Consider the following 15094-nt stretch of genomic DNA (forward strand, 5'->3'; position numbering starts at 1 on the left):
AACCGCGGGGAAGGACACTGGTTCGGGGCAGAGGTCAGTGTTCCGACAGGAAAGCGCTGGTGTAGAGGTCTGCGGCATCGACGAGAGCGGCTGTCGATACCTGGAAGCTGCCCGTGGTGGTCGCATCGCTTCCGTCCTCGGTGAGCGCCCAGCTGACCTCGATGGTGTCCGCCTGTTGATCTCTCGCGATGAGAACGTAGTCGTCACGATCAGTGGTCCATGGCACATCCGGGCGAAAAGACTCCGGAGTGAGGATCACTCGTGCATCGCCGCCGCTGTTGCTCCATGCCACTGGGTAGTTCCGCAAGGCCGGGCGTATTGCGGAGAAATCCATATCCGGAATGAGTGAATTTCGGGATGGCAGGACGGGAATCGTCGCCTTCTCGTGATCAGCCCCATCCGGGCCGACGTAGTCGAGGAGTTCGCAACAGTGGAACGTGACGATGAGGTGAGGCTTTGCGATGAAACGGTCATGGCTCACCACGCTGATCCCTGCGCCTCCAAGGGCTAAACCGAGCAGGTGCTCTCTCGCTGAGCGGAGGTGCTCGTTCGTCTGACTACGCCACTTCGCGAGGGCGTTGTCTCGGTCGGCTTGGGTGAGGTGCGCGGTGCCACCGAACACCCTGTTCGCCAGGATGATCGAGTTCCTCGCAAACGCGTCCTCCGCGAGCACAGGTTCCTTGAGGAACTGTTCTTCCTCGAAGTCTCGCAGCGTCTGTAGGACCTCGTCTACTCGATCGACTCTGTGGATCTCGCCGACGAGGCTCACACTGAGGGATATCGGAGGCTTGCCGCCGCCTCGCGCACGTTCGACCAAGCCGAGGACTTCGCCGGCACGGGCCGGTCGAGAGTTGCTCGTACCGCGCACGTAGATCGCGCCATCCGCAAGGTTGTCTCTCCGGTCATCACCTTGGAACTCTTTGTGGCAGGGAAATATGGACTGCCCGGGCTCCGGCGGCTGGGCGATGACGAACAGCACTTCCTTCTCGTCGTTGACGCTGATGCGCCCGAACTCGAACATGGGAAAGTGCGGCCCCAGATACGGCCGGAGGCTGTCTTCGAGCTCGTGGGCTTCGGACCCGCGAGGGACGCCAACGGTTTCCCCCTTCTTCGCACCGATCACCAGTACCGCGTATCCGCGGAAGTGTCGAGCTGCATCTTGGGGGCGACGATTGGCGGCACCGAGGAGGAACTTCGCCACCTTGGCGATGCCGAGCTTGCTACCAAGGTCGATGTCGCTCTTGACCTCGAGATATGTGGTCTCTGCCTCGTCGCCGATCGCCACCACGTGCTCGAGGATGCGCCTCAGCGCGCGCTCGCCGAGCGGGACGATGTCGGTATCGAACAACGGAGGCTCGGTGGAAGCACTCACCGAGGTTGCGACGTCGTTTGCCATGACGTCGATTCTCCCATTCTGGCAAGCCGGAGCAGCGCCTCCGCATCGGACTTCGGCGACCTCTGTCTGCCGGAAGCTGTGAGTCCCACCGCTGGCGATACTCTCGATCTCAACCGTGCATCGCCGCACTGGCGCGCTGATCGCGGATCGAGGGAGGGTGCTGTGAAGGCTGTCGATGCCAATCTGCTGGAGTTGTTGAAGAAGAGCGAGCGCTTCATCGTTCCGATCTACCAGCGGGTGTACTCGTGGGGGATCCCGGAATGCGCCCAGCTGTGGACCGACATCGTCCGCGCCGGAGCCCGAAACGGTCTCAACAATCACTTCACCGGCTCGATCGTCTACATCGAGAAGGACCAGGGCACCACGACGTCCCGCGAGCCCGATCTGATCATCGACGGGCAGCAGCGGGTAACGACAGTGACCCTGGTGCTCGCGGCCCTCGCCGCGCACCTCGATACCTTGCCCGAGGACGCGCGCGAGCCGGTCGCGGGGTTCGCGCCGCAGAAGATTCGAGGCCTGTACCTCACGAATCCGTACGAGTCGGGCGATGAGTTCTTCAAGCTCATGCTCTCTAAGCGCGACAAGGACGCGCTGAAGGCCGTCGTCCGCAACGTGCCGCTGCCGGCGTCGGACTCGAGGATCATCGAGAACTACCAGTTCTTCGTGGACCAGCTGAGCCGGGCCGATGCGGAGACCGTCGTCGATGTGTGCCGCGGCCTCTCGAAGCTCGTCGTCGTAGATGTGAAACTCACACGCGGCACTGATGACCCGCAACTCGTGTTCGAGTCGATGAACGCGACGGGCAAGAAGCTCTCCGAGGCCGATCTGATCCGGAACTTCGTGCTCATGGATCTTCCGCCGGCCCAGCAGGAGCGGCTGTACGAGGATTACTGGTTCCCGATGGAGAAGGAGTTCCAAGGGACGAACGAGCCCCGCTTCGACGAGTTCGTCCGTCACTTCCTCACGGTGAAGACCCTCAGCATCCCGCGACTCGATGAGATCTACGACGCCTTCAAGGATTACGCCGCGGGGGAGGCGAAGCACGGTGTGACCCGGGAAGAGCTGGTTGTCGACTTGAGCCGCAACGCCGGCTGGTTCGCCGCGATGGCGCTCGAGACCGAACCGGATCGGTCACTGGCGAAGCGATTCCGCGAGCTCGACCAGCTGGCGACGGTCGCGTACCCGTTCCAGCTTCGTCTCTACGCGGACTACGCCGACGGCAAGCTGACGAGCACGGAGTTCGTAGAAATCCTCGACACGATCATCGCCTGCCTGTTCCGACGGGCTGTCTGCCGGATCCCCACCAACAGCCTGAACAAGACCTTCGCCACCCTCGCCGCCGCGATCGACACCGAGGACTACGTCGGCAGCATCTGCGGACGTCTGCTGACGCTTCCCGACTACCGGCGGTTCCCGTCCGACGAGGAGTTCAAAGAGGCGCTCACGTCGACCGACCTGTACCACTTGAAGCGCCGAGGCTACTTCTTCCGCGCGATGGAGAACCACGGTCGCAAGGAAGAGGTTTCGACGGCCGAGTACACGATCGAGCACATCATGCCGCAGAACGCGAACCCGGTCTGGCAGGGAACCCTCGGCCCCGACTGGGAACTGCTTCACGACCGCTACCTGCACACCCTCGGCAATCTGACGCTCACGGGCTACAACCCTGAGTACTCCGACCGCCCGTTCCACGAGAAGCGCGACATGGAAGGCGGGTTCCGCGACAGCCCGCTCCGACTGAACCAGGGACTGGGACAGCTCGACCGCTGGGACGCGACGAACATCGAGCGGCGTGCAGAACGACTGGCGGAGCAGGCGATCACGATCTGGCCCCGCCCAGCGCTGAGTGAGTCCGAGCTGGAGGAGTACCGGCAGAAGTTCGACGACTCGCGCCGCTTCGACTGGTCACTCACACACTCGATCCTCGCAGCACTTCCAGCAGGACGCTGGACGAGCTACAACGCTCTCGCAGAAGCGGTCGGCACCGGTGCCCAGGCGACCGCACGGCACCTGTCGACATGTCGCACCTGCGAGAACGCGTACCGAGTCCTGACCTGGGACGGCCGCATCGCGAATGACTTCCGCTGGACCGACGGCGAAGACCGACGTAACCCCGCGGACGTGCTCCGCTCCGAAGGCGTCAACCTCGCCGACGGCCGCGCGGGCGTCGAGCAGCAGCTCGCGACCGAGGATCTGCTCGCGCTGGTGGGGGAGAGCGAGGTCTGAGATTGCTCGTCAGACCGAGCGCGCATGCCGGGCTTCTCGGCAGGCAAGTGCACTTGCGACCAGGATGCTCACAGTCTCTGGACGCTCTCTACCCGCTTGCGCCGTTCTAAGTAGTCGTGGTCTCGGGAGAGGGGAGTCGAGACATGTCCGCCGCAGATCCGGAGCAACCGGAGTACCCACCCTGGTCGTCTCTTCATGTCGGGTTGCAGCATCCGAAGAACCTAGTTCTCTATGCCCGACGGCAGGCCAACGTCCCGGACGGCATCCGAGTCGTGGTCCTGCAGGCGGCCCACTATCGCGACCCTGTCGTGACGATCGCCGTCGAGCGGATGGACGGTGGCCGCCTCGAGCTGGATCTCAACGATGGTGACGATCCCGGTCGACTTGCCGCGCGCATCGAGGCCGCAGCGCGGACCCTCATGGCGCAGCAGTGATTGGGAAACCGATCTACTGCGAGGATTCGACCGTCCTGGGTGCCCGTGGACTTGCAAAGCCGTAGCGCTACCTCAACGGGCTCCTCCGGTGCGTTCCTAACCTCGAGGTTATTGACACTTCAACGAGTTCGGGGTGCAGATCCAGCTCCGCCTCGCCGACGTCTGGCAACTTGATCACGGCTTCGTTCTCGACAAGAATCTGACGCAGGCGGCGACGACTACGCGAGTGTCGGAGTCATCCTGTCGGCCCGCTCACGTCCCAGCCCTCGCCGCCGGCACGCGCCGAGCGGACGGCAGAGGCCCAAGCCTCGGCCTCGATGAGGCTCGCCCGAGCGCGCAAGTCGCCTTTCCAACGGAGCGCCTCTCGGTCGCCGGCCATCACTTGCCCCATGTTGATCCTCTGTCCAGAGGCGATTCGCTCGTAGATCTCGCGTATTCGACCCTCGTAGGGCTCGGTGCGGATCATGTATCCGAGGCTGTGGTCGTCGTGGGCGGCGGCGCGCATGGTGGTCATCAGCCGCTCCATCTGCAGCTGTTTCGCCTCTTCGACGGCCATCGGCCACCACTCGATCCGCTCGAGCTGGCGGTGCAGTTCCTCGTCGTCGAGTTCGATCGGCTCATCCGGTTCCTGAGCGATGGCCGCGCCGAACACGACCTTCCATCCCTCGCCGTGACGTGCGATCCGCGTCGGCGAGAGCCAGGGACACGGTCGTGGGCCGTACATCCGCGGCCGCTTCGCCATCGCCTCGTTGTTCCATTCCGGCAGGCCGCCGTATCCGACCGGCGCGGTCGGGGGCCAGAAGAACTCCAGAGGTTCGTCGTCTGCGACGTCGAGATCAGTGACTGCCCAGCCGCGAGCGACCAGTTCTGCCTGAACGTCGTTGCCAAGCAGTCGCCAGCCGTCCTTGATCATGCGGATCTCGTCGTCGGCATTCATAGGGAGACCTCGTTGTGCGGGCCCTGCCGTGCCTGCGCGGCGACCTCCCTCAGATCGTTGCCCATGTCGCCTATTTTCCCAGTGTCGGCTCGAAGTCGTCGAGAACCTGGGTCCGATGCTTTCGGCTGAAAGCACGTGATGATCAGCGCCTCGGTCAGACGGCGGTGCGGAAGTCTGGGGAAGAAGGTGATCCAGGAGCGATGTACTGACGCGGCGGTTACTAGACCGTTGACAGCAGTTCCGATGGCTTCACATCGAGTCCGTGGGCGAGCTTGACGAGCACGTCCAGGGTCGGGTTGCGAGTTCCTCGTTCCAGCCCGCTGACGTAGGTGCGGTCGAGTCCCACGTGGTGAGCGAAGGCTTCCTGGGAGGCCCAGCCCTGCTCCTGGCGCAGGTCGCGAAGGCGTTGTCCAAACGCGATGCGATGCGCCGATCTAGTCATGCATCAACGCTCTCGGTACGCTGATCATGAGTCCACGGACTATGAGTCACATCGGCGTGCTCGCGGTGGCGTCAGCGATCGAGCCCGTCTCTGGGTGTTCGGGGATCTGGAGGAGACTGATGTCCGAAGATGAGTCGATCGACGTGGTCGCCGCAGCCAACCGTCACCACTGCAGCACGCAGACGATCTGGCGACGTATCAGACAGGGGAATCTTCCCGCGCGTAAAGAGAAAGTGGAAGGACGCGACGGACGCCCGGTCATCAAGACGTTGATCCGCGTCTCTGACCTGAACGACGCGTTCGGCTGGACTGTTCGTGACGCGCACGTCCGCGCGATCCGTGAGGCTGCGCCTCCGTTCACCGAAGAGCAAGCAGCAGTGATTCGCAAGGTCTTCCTGGACCACATCCGGGAACGCGATGCCAAACGACGAGGTGCGGGGGCCCCGGGGTCGCCTAGCAGCGACGGGCATCGCACCGACGCCTGAACTCGCCCTTCGACACGGAGAACCGGCTCTTCGTCTTCAGGCCGTCCGCTGGTCCGGAATGCTCGTTCCCCGCCGGTAGACTTGTAGCGCAAAAGTGGCCTTTGACCAGCACAAACGCTTTCCCTGCACTTCGAAAAGAGGTGAATGCATCTATCTTGGGAAGTAGGGCTACTTCGCGCACTCGCTGAACGCGTACGGTCGTGGCGATCAGCCCTGCCCGCGATGCGGTGGACCGATCCGGCGCGAGTCCTTCATGAACCGTTCTTCGCACTTCTGCCCGCGGTGTCAGCGACGACGCTGACCGCGTGCCGGCGCCCGGCGCGGGCGGTCGCCGTCAGTGCTCGCCCTTGATGACGAAATAGGAGCCGCGGATCTCTCCCGCCAGCTTCGACCGCTGCCGGGCGAACTTGAACGCCGACAGCTCCTCCGGGATCTCCATCCCGAGCGACAGCTTGAAGCCGACCGCGCGCTTGCCCGCGTCGTCGAGCGTGTACATCACGTTGATCGCGAGCCCCGAGGCGTAGAAGACGTATCCGAACCGGATCCCGTCGGCCTCGAACCCGCTGACCTCGAGGGCGGGACTCGCGATCACGATGCCGCGCTCCTCCTGCAGGATCTCGGTGACCCAGGCCAGGGTCTCGGGATCCTCCCCGGGCGTGCTGACCGTGAACGGCGTGCCGTACTTGTTGGTGATGTAGCGTGCCTCGTTCGCCCGCAGGCCGGCGAGCGCCTCGGCGATCGGCGATGCCTCCAGTCCTGTGGTCGAGACGGTGGCGAAGTCGACGACGCTGCTCATACGGAGTCCTTCCAGGAGGCGGTGATCCTCTCATTCTCCTGCAGCACCCCGCCGCGGGCGAGATCGACCGGGGGAGCGCTCCCCATCGCCGGCCTCACGGGCGTCGGCTAGCGTCGGACCATGACCCAGCCCAGGCCGTGGATCCTGTTCGACATCGGCGGCGTGCTCGAGCTCGTCGAGGACGGCATCTGGCAGGAGGAGCTCGCGAATCGGTGGGCGACCCGTGCCGGACTCACCCGCGCGGAGTACGACGAGCGGCTCGCCGTCGCGGACCTGCCGCGCATCGATGTCGAGCCGGGCACGGCCGAGGCGTACTGGAGCGGCTTCGCTCGTGCGCTGAGGTTCACCGACGTCCAGCGCGAGGAAGCCGTGCAGGAGCTGTAGGACGCCTACTGCGGCGAGGCGAACGTCGAACTGATCGAGTACGCGCGGTCGCTGCGGGGGCGGGCGGGAGTGGCGATCCTCTCCAACTCCGCCGACGGTGCGCGCGAAGAGGAGGAGCGTCGGCACGGATTCTCCGCCGTCTTCGACCCGATCTGCTACAGCCACGAGATCGGCGCGAACAAGCCGGAACCGGAGGCCTACGAGGCGGCGCTCCGGGCGATGCAGTCGACCCCGGAACAGGTCTTCTTCATCGACGATCGGCAGCAGCAGATCGACGGCGCCGCCCGGGTCGGGATCCGCGGCATCGTGCATCGCGACAACGCCACGACGGTCGCGGCCGTCGAGGAGTTCCTGACGGCCGCCACCGGTTCCTGAGGGTCAGCCCGCGAACGCCCGCAGGAGGATCGGACGGGTGAGTCGCGTCGCGATCCAGACGAGCGCGACCCCGGTGGCGAGCACGGCGGCGATCGTGAGGAGCGAAGCCGGCGCGGTGATCAGGGCGATCCCGAGGAGCGGGAAGATGAGGACGGCCGCGCACAGTGCGGAGCCGATCGACGTCACCAGCAGGGGCGACATGACCGCGCGGCGCCGCGCCGCGTCGACCGTGTCCGCGGGAACGCCGAGATAGTGCAGGCTGCGATGGAGCTCGCGCTGGTCGAGGATGTCCGACGCCTGGGTCACCGCCACGGAGCAGGCGACCATCAGGAAGGACGCGACGAGTGTGATGATCAGGCCGGTGCGCATGTCGGTCACGAGCTCGACGTCGTCGGTGCGGGTGTTCTCGCTGCCGATCACATTCATGAGGGCGACGCCGGTGCCGGCGAACACCGCCATGAAGCTCGACATCGCGATGCCGCTCACCTGACGCCAGGCGCCCTTCGCGTCGTCGAGCACGATGCGAGCCGCGATGAGCCGTGCGGGAGTCCCGGCGCGACGCAGCTGCATCCGCGCGCCGACCGTCAGCACCCACGGCCCGATGAGGTTCAGCACGAGGAGGCCGATGGCGAAGATGGCGACGAGGCCGGTGATGATCGCGATCGCCTCGCCCATGCCGGGCACGATCCGGCCGGCCGCGAACCCTGCCGCGATGACGACGACGGCGATCAGGGCGCGCACCCAATGGGGTGTGCGGGGAGTGGTCCTGGTGCGCACGCCCAGTGGTGAGATCACCACCCGACGCAGCCCGATCACGGCGCTCACGGTCGCGAGCAGCACGGTCCCGATCGCGATCGCCGCGGTCAGCAGTGGCGGCAGCATCACGGCCGATCCGAGCGGAGCGCCGCGGAACGGGATGAGGCCGACGAGCGGCGCGATCCCGATCGTCAGCAGCACCCCGGCGAGCACACCCGTCGCGGCGACGAGCGTCGCCTCGACGACCGCCACCACGCCCACGCCGAACCCGCTGACGCCCAGCAGCCGCAGCGTCGAGAGCCGCTCGTCCCGCCGGCGGGCGGAGAGCCGGGCGGCCGCCCCGCCGAGCGAGGCGAGGGGCAGCACCAGCAGCACCAGCGCGACGGCGGCGAGGATCTGGTAGATCATCGCGTACTCGTCCGTCCATCCCCAGAACGCCTGCGCACCGCCCACGACCGTGAGCACGAGTGCGGAGACCACGGCGAACGCGACCGCGGGGATCACGACGACTCCGGCGGAACCCGGTGCGGGACGCAGGAGCAGACGCAGGGTCGCGGCGTTCATGCGGCGACCGCCGAGCCCAGCACGCGACCGTCGCGGACCGCGATGGTCCGGGAGCAGCGCGCGGCGACCTGCGGGTCGTGCGTGACGACGACGAGCGTGCGGCCCTGCCCGGTGGTCGACCAGAGCAGCGCGTCCATGACCTCCGACGACGTCGTCGAGTCCAGCGCGCCGGTCGGCTCGTCCGCGAACACGACGCTCGCCCCCGTGACCTGGGCGCGGGCGATCGCGACGCGCTGGGCCTGGCCTCCGGAGAGCTCGCCGATCCGGCGATCCTCCATGCCCTGCAGTCCGAGAGCCGCGAGCCACCCGGCCGCGCGCTGCGTCGCCTCGGCACGGGAGACCCCGGTGATCATCGCCGCGAGCGCGACGTTCTCCACGGCGGTGAGCTCGGGCATCAGCAGCCCCTGCTGGAACACGAACCCGAACGACTCGCGGCGCAGCCGGGACCGCGCCGATTCGCTCAGTGCGCTCACCTCGACGACGCCCCCGGCGGGCGGCAGGAACGTCACGCGGCCCCCATCGGGCCGGGTGATCCCGGCGAGTACGTGCAGCAGGGTCGTCTTCCCGGATCCGGATGCTCCCATGATCGCGACGGATTCGCCGGAGGCGATCCGGAGGTCCACCCCGGCGAGGGCTCGGGTGGATCCGAACGACTTGATCAGACCCTGTGCTTCGACGACTGCTGTGCTCATGCCTCCAGCCTGGCCGGCGCCGTCGGGCGGATCATCGGTCCGGGGAGTGAGGATCGCGCCGGGACGTCATCCTGCGGGATGATCCTGGCGAGCGATCAGTCCAGCACCTTCTTCCAGGCGCCGCCGTATCCGATCGGCGCGAATCCGAGCTGCTCGTTGATGGACAGCATCGGGCGGTTCTCCTCTGCGTTGTAGGTGACGACGCGCTGCGAGCGCGGGTGGCGCTCATGCCAGGAGAGCAGACCGGCGGTCTTCACGAGCAGGCCCAGCCGGTGGCCGCGGTGCTCCGCGAGCACGAGGGTGTCGTTCTGCTGGGTCACGCTGTCGTCGGCGCCCTTGAGGGAGAGCTCGTTGTACGCGCAGAGCTCGCCGGTCTCGATGTGCTGGGCCGCGGTGACCTGAACGGTGTGGCCCATGTCGAGCCAGCGGGAGTCCTGCTCGCGGACGCGGTCGGCGTCCCAGGTCTCCTCCGGCGAGTCCATGTCGGCGTCCGGGGCGTCGGTGGACATGCGGGACTTCATCCACGCGTACCCGTCGACGAAGGCCTCGGGCGTGGGCAGCAGCCATTGCACGACGCGGTAGCCGGATGCGGCTTCTTCCGCGGCGGCTCGCAGCCCGAGGAGGCGGTCGTCCCCGTCCCAGCGGTACTCGCTGACGCGGTCGACCTGCTCCAGGGTCCAGCCCTGGGCGAGGAGGAAGCGCGCGGTGTGATCGCGGGGGACGCTGCCGAAGCCCGTCGGCGGCTCCAGGGCCGGTTCGCCCGAGGGGAGGTGCTCGGTCCACATCTGGAGGGTGCGCATGCCCTCGGCCCGCGCGAGCGGCTCCAGGTGGCCGGCGACCGCGGTCGCGATGCCCCGGCCCTGCTCCTCGCGGAGCATGCTGATCGCCGACATGGCGGTGTCTCCGGCGCCGTCGCGCGAGATGTTCAGGAAGGCCACCCCGATGGTGCGCTCCCCACGGACGATCCGCCACTGGCGGCGGTGCGTGTGGGCGTCCGAGGTGAGCAGCGGAAGCAGCTCGTCGGCGGTGAAGCTGTCGTCGTCGCGGCCGGAGGCCTCCTCGAGGCAGCGGTTGCGGACCTCGGCATAGGCACGGAACGCGGGGGAGGACCCCGCATCCGCCCGTGCGGGGAGCACGAGCGGATGCAGGGTCGCGCCGGCGGTGAGGGCGATGATCGGGTCGGCGGTGCCGGCGTCGGTCATCAGAGCACCTGCCGCGTCGCGCTGCGGGACAGGCGGTCGGCCTCGTACTGCTCCAGGAGGCGGAGGCGACGGGACGCGGCCTGAGCGGCCCGAGCCCGGTCCTGCGCCGCAGGACGTGTCCGCACGATGAGGTGCAGGGCGACGCGCAGGGCCACCCGCTGGGCGAACGACAGGTTGCGGAGCTCCTCCTCGCGGGGGAGCTGGATGGACAGGTCGCGCTCGGGGAGAGCGCTCTGCGTCGACTCGGTGGGAGGCGAAGCGTGCAATGCGGTGTTCACGGTGGTTCGCTTTCGTTGGTCGTGCCGGAAGGCGGTTTCGCTCCACGGCGCGGTCGCCCGGTGGGGTGCCGCGACGTGTCACGGGTGAGGGAGCCGGATCCAGGACGCGGTGTCCGGATCGGCGTGGATCCGGAGACAGGTGTCCCGGATCAGGTGAGGCGATCGGAGATCGACGCGAGGATCGCGGATCGGATCGCGGACGCACGAGGCGTCAGGCCGGCCTCAAGCCGGAGCGGGGGAGAATGCGCCTGTTACGCGGCGAAACGCACGCGCAGGCCGGCGGAAGTCGCCGAGGACGCATCGATCCCACGGGATGGGGTGAATGCAATGCGGATGTTCATCATGTTCGGCAACCTCCTTTCTCGGCTCGGGTTGTCACGCTAGCGGAGCTTCACAGGAAGCGTCAAGCCGACACTCAGAAATCCCTGGACCTCGGGCGTTTCCCGCGCGGAGGCGGGGAGCGGCCGCGATAGCGTAGAGGCCGTGAACTCCGCCGAACGTCGAGCGTGCCCATGCATCTGAAGAGCCTGACCCTCAAGGGGTTCAAGTCCTTCGCGCAGCCGACGACGTTCGCCTTCGAGCCGGGCGTCACCTGCATCGTCGGACCGAACGGCTCCGGGAAGTCCAACGTCGTCGACGCGCTTGCCTGGGTCATGGGCGAGCAGGGGGCGAAGACCCTGCGCGGCGGCAAGATGGAGGACGTCATCTTCGCCGGTACGTCGACGCGGGGCCCGCTGGGGCGCGCCGAGGTGCAGCTCACGATCGACAACAGCGACGGCGCGCTGCCGATCGAATACGCCGAGGTGACGATCAGCCGGACCCTGTTCCGCAACGGATCGAGCGAGTACGCCATCAACGGCGAGGGCTGCCGCCTGCTCGACGTCCAGGAACTGCTCAGCGACTCCGGCCTCGGACGCGAGATGCATGTCATCGTCGGCCAGGGGCGTCTGGACACCGTGCTGCAGGCCTCGCCGGAGGACCGGCGCGGTTTCATCGAGGAGGCGGCGGGGATCCTCAAGCACCGGCGCCGCAAGGAGAAGACCCTCCGCAAGCTCGACGCGATGGAGACGAACCTCACGCGCCTCAGCGATCTGGCCGGGGAGATCCGCCGTCAGCTCAAGCCGCTCGGGCGCCAGGCCGAGATCGCCCGGGAGGCCCAGACCATCGCCGCCGTCGTGCGGGACGCCAAGGCCCGGATCTTCGCCGACGACGTGGTGACCCTGCGCTCGGCCCTCGCCGATCACACGCGCAACGAGCACGAGCGCCATGCGGAGCGCGTCGTGCTGAGCGAGCAGGGCGACCTCATCCGCGCGGAGATCACGCGGCTCGAAGGGCTGCAGAACTCGGCCGCGGTCGACGAGGCGCGCCGCATCGCGTTCGGTCTCGAGCAGGTGCAGGAGCGCACGCGCGGCCTGTTCACCCTCGCCAACCAGCGTCTTGCGCTGCTCGGGACCGATGAGGACGACGCGGTGACCGCGGTGACCGTCACCCAGGCGACGATCGACGAGGCCAAGGACGAAGTCGAGGAGATCTCCTCGGGCATCGGTCGTGCACAGGACGCCGCCCAGCAGGCGACGCGGGGCGTCGCCGAGGCCCGTGCGGAACTCGACGCCCTCGATGTGGACATCGCCGAGCAGAGCGCCCTCGTGTCGGCGCACGACATGCGCCTGACGACGCTGCGCGGACAGGCGGAGGCCGCGGCCTCGGCCCTGGCCGCCGTCCGCGGTGCTGTGCTGCGTCAGGAGAACGCCCTGGAAGCGGCTCATCAGCGTCGCCGCGAAGCCGCCGAGGCGCGGGAGCGGATCGAGGAGGGCGAGGCCCCCGAGGGCACCGCCGCCGAGCATGCCGAGGCCTACGAGCGGGCGCAGGCTCGCGCCGTCGCCGCAGAAGGGGAGCTCGAGGGCCTGCGCGAGCGGCTGCACGCCGCCGAGCGGGAATCGGAGGCGCTCACGGCGAAGGCCGCGGCGCTGGGAAGCGCGATCGCCGTCACGGGCGGCGCGGCCGAGATCGTCGCCGCGGGGCTCGCCGGCGTGCGCGGACTCGTGGGCGATGCGGTGCAGGTCACGCCCGGCTATGAAGCGGCGATCGCGGCCGTGCTCGGGCCCCTCGCCGAAGGCGTCCTGGTCGACGACGTCGCGGCGGCCTTCGCCGTCGCCGCCGACGGCGAGGCTGCGGGGGCGTACGACATCGTCATCGCCGAAGGCGCGGCCGCGGCGGTGTCTGATGCCCGGATCGCCGGGGCCACTCCCGCGACCGAGGTGGTGACGGCACCGTCGGGTGTCCTCGGCATCCTGTCGCATGTCGTGATCGTGGAGGACCTGACGGCGGCCCGATCGGCGCACGCGGCCGCGGTCGCCGCGGCCGGCGTGCCGCTCACCGCGGTGACGAAGGCGGGCGAGGTGCTCACCGCGCACACCCTGCACACCGGATCGGGAGGGGAGCGGTCGCGGCTCGAGCTGGTCGCGGAGCGCGACGCCGCCGTCGACCGGCTGGGCGAGGTGCGCGTCGTCGTCGACTCGCTGCGCGAGGCCCGCGAGGACGGAACCCAGGCGCTGGAGACGGCGCGCCGGGTCTCCCGGGACGCCCTGCGCACCCTGCGCGAGCACGATGCGGCCCTGGCCGCGCACACCGAGCAGGTGAACCGCGTCAGCGTGCAGCACGAATCCGCGATCGCGGAGTGCGATCGCCTCGAGGCGGGCCTGGAGCAGGCTCAGTCCGCCGTCGCGGACGCCGAGGCGAACGCCGATGCCGCCAAGGACGCCCTGGCCGCCGCGGAGGCCGCGCCCCGGCCGGTGCTGGACGCCTCCGCCCGCGAGGGGCTGCTGGAGGCGCTGGAGGCGGCGCGGGAGACCGAGATGGAGGCGCGCCTGGGCATCGAGACCCTGCGGGAGCGCGTGCGCGCCGCGCAGACCAGGGTGACGTCGCTCGAGCGGCAGCGCGAGCGGGAGCGCGAGGCGGCCGCGGAGGCGGCCCGCCGCGCGGTGATCCGGCGCGCCCAGCGCGAGACGGCCTCCGGGGTCGCAGCGGAGCTGCCTCGGATCCTGGATTCGATCGACCGCTCGGTCGCCGAGGCGCGCGTCGCCCTCGCCGCGGCGGAAGCCGCGCGTTCGGCGCAGAATCAGGAGCTCGGCGAGCTGCGCCGGCAGGATTCGTCGATCCGCGAACGCCTGGCAGGGCTGACGGAGAGCGTCCACGGGCTCGAGCTGCAGATCCACGAGAAGAAGCTGCACCTGACCAGCCTCCTCGAGCGCGTGCAGTCGGAGCTCGCCCTGGACGAAGACATCCTGGTCGCGGAATACGGCCCGGATCAGCTGGTTCCCCGTGACGCGGTGCTTCTCGCCGCCGAGCCGGACGACCTCGTCGAGGCGGCGGACGCCGCAGAGGCGGATGTTGTCCCCACCGGGATCCCCTTCGATCGGCGCATCCAGCAGCGCCGGCTGCAGGAGGCCGAGCGCAAGCTCGCGCAGCTCGGTCGGGTGAACCCGCTCGCGCTCGAGGAGTTCGCCGCTCTCGAGCAGCGGCACGCCTTCCTCACGGAGCAGCTCGCCGACCTCACCAAGACGCGTCAGGATCTGCTGACGATCATCGCCGAGCTGGACGAGCGGATGCAGACGATCTTCGCGTCGGCGTTCGAGGACACCCGGCAGGCGTTCGGCGAGGTGTTCCCGCTGCTCTTCCCGGGCGGCGCCGGAAGCATCTCGCTGACCAACCCCGACGACCTGCTGAACACCGGCATCGAGGTCGCGGTGCGCCCCGTCGGCAAGAAGATCGAGCGGCTCTCGCTGCTCTCCGGCGGCGAGAGGTCGCTCGCGGCCGTGGCCCTGCTCGTGGCGATCTTCAAGGCGCGCCCGAGCCCGTTCTACATCCTCGACGAGGTGGAGGCGGCGCTGGACGACGCGAACCTCGGGCGTCTGCTGACGGTGTTCGAGCAGCTCCGCGCGAGCTCGCAGCTGCTCGTGATCACCCACCAGAAGCGCACGATGGAGATCGCGGACGCGCTCTACGGCGTCTCGATGCGGCAGGACGGCGTCTCGGCGGTCGTCGGCCAGAGGGTCGGCGACCGCGCTGCCGCGGCAACCGCCTGAGCGCACGCGCGTCCGCGACAGCGCGCCCTCGGCGAACACGCC

At 68.4% G+C, this 15094-nt stretch carries 14 protein-coding genes and 1 pseudogene; 7 read left to right on the plus strand and 8 right to left on the minus strand.

Features of this window, described 5'->3' with window-relative positions; genetic code table 11:
- Positions 1-34: 34 nt before the first annotated feature.
- Positions 35-1396 carry a hypothetical protein gene (locus WFJ17_RS17500; protein WP_336649069.1) on the minus strand — a complete coding sequence of 454 codons (1362 nt, stop codon included), beginning with the start codon at positions 1394-1396 and terminating at the stop codon, positions 35-37.
- 162 nt (positions 1397-1558) lie between these two features.
- On the opposite strand from WFJ17_RS17500, the gene WFJ17_RS17505 reads away from it, so the two are divergent.
- Both WFJ17_RS17505 and WFJ17_RS17510 read left to right on the plus strand, forming a co-directional pair.
- Positions 1559-3622, plus strand: a complete 2064-nt coding sequence (locus WFJ17_RS17505) for a GmrSD restriction endonuclease domain-containing protein (RefSeq protein ID WP_336649070.1) — start codon at positions 1559-1561, stop codon at positions 3620-3622.
- 143 nt (positions 3623-3765) lie between these two features.
- Positions 3766-4056, plus strand: a complete 291-nt coding sequence (locus WFJ17_RS17510; protein ID WP_336649071.1) for a hypothetical protein — start codon at positions 3766-3768, stop codon at positions 4054-4056.
- A 235-nt stretch (positions 4057-4291) separates the two neighbouring features.
- On the opposite strand, the gene WFJ17_RS17515 is transcribed toward WFJ17_RS17510, so the two are convergent.
- Both WFJ17_RS17515 and WFJ17_RS17520 read right to left on the minus strand, forming a co-directional pair.
- Positions 4292-4993, minus strand: coding sequence for a hypothetical protein (locus WFJ17_RS17515; protein WP_336649072.1), 702 nt, complete (start codon positions 4991-4993; stop codon positions 4292-4294).
- Positions 4994-5213: 220 nt separating this feature from the next.
- On the minus strand, positions 5214-5435 hold the full coding sequence (locus WFJ17_RS17520; protein ID WP_336649073.1) for a helix-turn-helix domain-containing protein: 222 nt from the start codon (positions 5433-5435) through the stop codon (positions 5214-5216).
- 119 nt (positions 5436-5554) lie between these two features.
- On the opposite strand from WFJ17_RS17520, the gene WFJ17_RS17525 reads away from it, so the two are divergent.
- A complete protein-coding gene (locus tag WFJ17_RS17525; protein ID WP_336649074.1) occupies positions 5555-5920 on the plus strand; it encodes a hypothetical protein in 366 nt (121 codons plus the stop codon).
- Between the two features lie 166 nt (positions 5921-6086).
- Positions 6087-6221 (plus strand): annotated as a pseudogene (locus WFJ17_RS17530) (zinc finger domain-containing protein); the annotation flags it as partial.
- Positions 6222-6254: 33 nt separating this feature from the next.
- Here the strand turns inward: WFJ17_RS17530 and WFJ17_RS17535 are convergent.
- Positions 6255-6716: a phage tail protein gene (locus tag WFJ17_RS17535; RefSeq protein WP_336649075.1), complete on the minus strand. Its 462-nt coding sequence runs from the start codon at positions 6714-6716 to the stop codon at positions 6255-6257.
- 120 nt (positions 6717-6836) lie between these two features.
- Here WFJ17_RS17535 and WFJ17_RS17540 point away from each other — a divergent pair, with 120 nt between their 5' ends.
- Entirely contained in the window at positions 6837-7100 is a 264-nt protein-coding gene (locus WFJ17_RS17540) for a hypothetical protein (protein WP_336649076.1), read from the plus strand.
- 33 nt (positions 7101-7133) lie between these two features.
- On the plus strand, positions 7134-7475 hold the full coding sequence (locus tag WFJ17_RS17545) for an HAD-IA family hydrolase (protein ID WP_336649151.1): 342 nt from the start codon (positions 7134-7136) through the stop codon (positions 7473-7475).
- 3 nt (positions 7476-7478) lie between these two features.
- On the opposite strand, the gene WFJ17_RS17550 is transcribed toward WFJ17_RS17545, so the two are convergent.
- The 4 genes from WFJ17_RS17550 to WFJ17_RS17565 form a co-directional block, all read right to left on the minus strand.
- On the minus strand, positions 7479-8795 hold the full coding sequence (locus tag WFJ17_RS17550) for a permease (RefSeq protein WP_336649077.1): 1317 nt from the start codon (positions 8793-8795) through the stop codon (positions 7479-7481).
- Positions 8792-9487, minus strand: coding sequence for an ABC transporter ATP-binding protein (locus tag WFJ17_RS17555; protein ID WP_251440843.1), 696 nt, complete (start codon positions 9485-9487; stop codon positions 8792-8794). Before WFJ17_RS17555 ends, WFJ17_RS17550 begins: the two co-directional genes overlap by 4 nt.
- 95 nt (positions 9488-9582) lie before the next feature.
- A complete protein-coding gene (locus tag WFJ17_RS17560) occupies positions 9583-10689 on the minus strand; it encodes a GNAT family N-acetyltransferase (protein WP_336649078.1) in 1107 nt (368 codons plus the stop codon).
- Positions 10689-10967, minus strand: a complete 279-nt coding sequence (locus tag WFJ17_RS17565; protein ID WP_292888379.1) for a hypothetical protein — start codon at positions 10965-10967, stop codon at positions 10689-10691. The genes WFJ17_RS17560 and WFJ17_RS17565 overlap by 1 nt, the downstream gene beginning before the upstream one ends.
- Before the next feature lie 512 nt (positions 10968-11479).
- Here WFJ17_RS17565 and smc point away from each other — a divergent pair.
- Positions 11480-15052, plus strand: a complete 3573-nt coding sequence (gene smc / locus WFJ17_RS17570) for a chromosome segregation protein SMC (RefSeq protein WP_336649079.1) — start codon at positions 11480-11482, stop codon at positions 15050-15052.
- Positions 15053-15094 lie beyond the last annotated feature (42 nt).

The organism is Microbacterium sp. MMO-10 (assembly GCF_037148715.1).
In the GTDB taxonomy this organism is placed as follows: domain Bacteria; phylum Actinomycetota; class Actinomycetes; order Actinomycetales; family Microbacteriaceae; genus Microbacterium.

What these genes read in the sequence shown, in the direction of transcription:
- WFJ17_RS17500 (WP_336649069.1), bottom strand. Translation starts at nt 1,396, where the DNA reads ATGGCAAACGACGTCGCAACCTCGGTGAGTGCTTCCACCGAGCCTCCG.
- WFJ17_RS17510 (WP_336649071.1), top strand. Translation starts at nt 3,766, where the DNA reads ATGTCCGCCGCAGATCCGGAGCAACCGGAGTACCCACCCTGGTCGTCT.
- WFJ17_RS17515 (WP_336649072.1), bottom strand. Translation starts at nt 4,993, where the DNA reads ATGAATGCCGACGACGAGATCCGCATGATCAAGGACGGCTGGCGACTG.
- WFJ17_RS17520 (WP_336649073.1), bottom strand. Translation starts at nt 5,435, where the DNA reads ATGACTAGATCGGCGCATCGCATCGCGTTTGGACAACGCCTTCGCGAC.
- WFJ17_RS17525 (WP_336649074.1), top strand. Translation starts at nt 5,555, where the DNA reads ATGTCCGAAGATGAGTCGATCGACGTGGTCGCCGCAGCCAACCGTCAC.
- WFJ17_RS17535 (WP_336649075.1), bottom strand. Translation starts at nt 6,716, where the DNA reads ATGAGCAGCGTCGTCGACTTCGCCACCGTCTCGACCACAGGACTGGAG.
- WFJ17_RS17540 (WP_336649076.1), top strand. Translation starts at nt 6,837, where the DNA reads ATGACCCAGCCCAGGCCGTGGATCCTGTTCGACATCGGCGGCGTGCTC.
- WFJ17_RS17550 (WP_336649077.1), bottom strand. Translation starts at nt 8,795, where the DNA reads ATGAACGCCGCGACCCTGCGTCTGCTCCTGCGTCCCGCACCGGGTTCC.
- WFJ17_RS17555 (WP_251440843.1), bottom strand. Translation starts at nt 9,487, where the DNA reads ATGAGCACAGCAGTCGTCGAAGCACAGGGTCTGATCAAGTCGTTCGGA.
- WFJ17_RS17560 (WP_336649078.1), bottom strand. Translation starts at nt 10,689, where the DNA reads ATGACCGACGCCGGCACCGCCGACCCGATCATCGCCCTCACCGCCGGC.
- smc (WP_336649079.1), top strand. Translation starts at nt 11,480, where the DNA reads ATGCATCTGAAGAGCCTGACCCTCAAGGGGTTCAAGTCCTTCGCGCAG.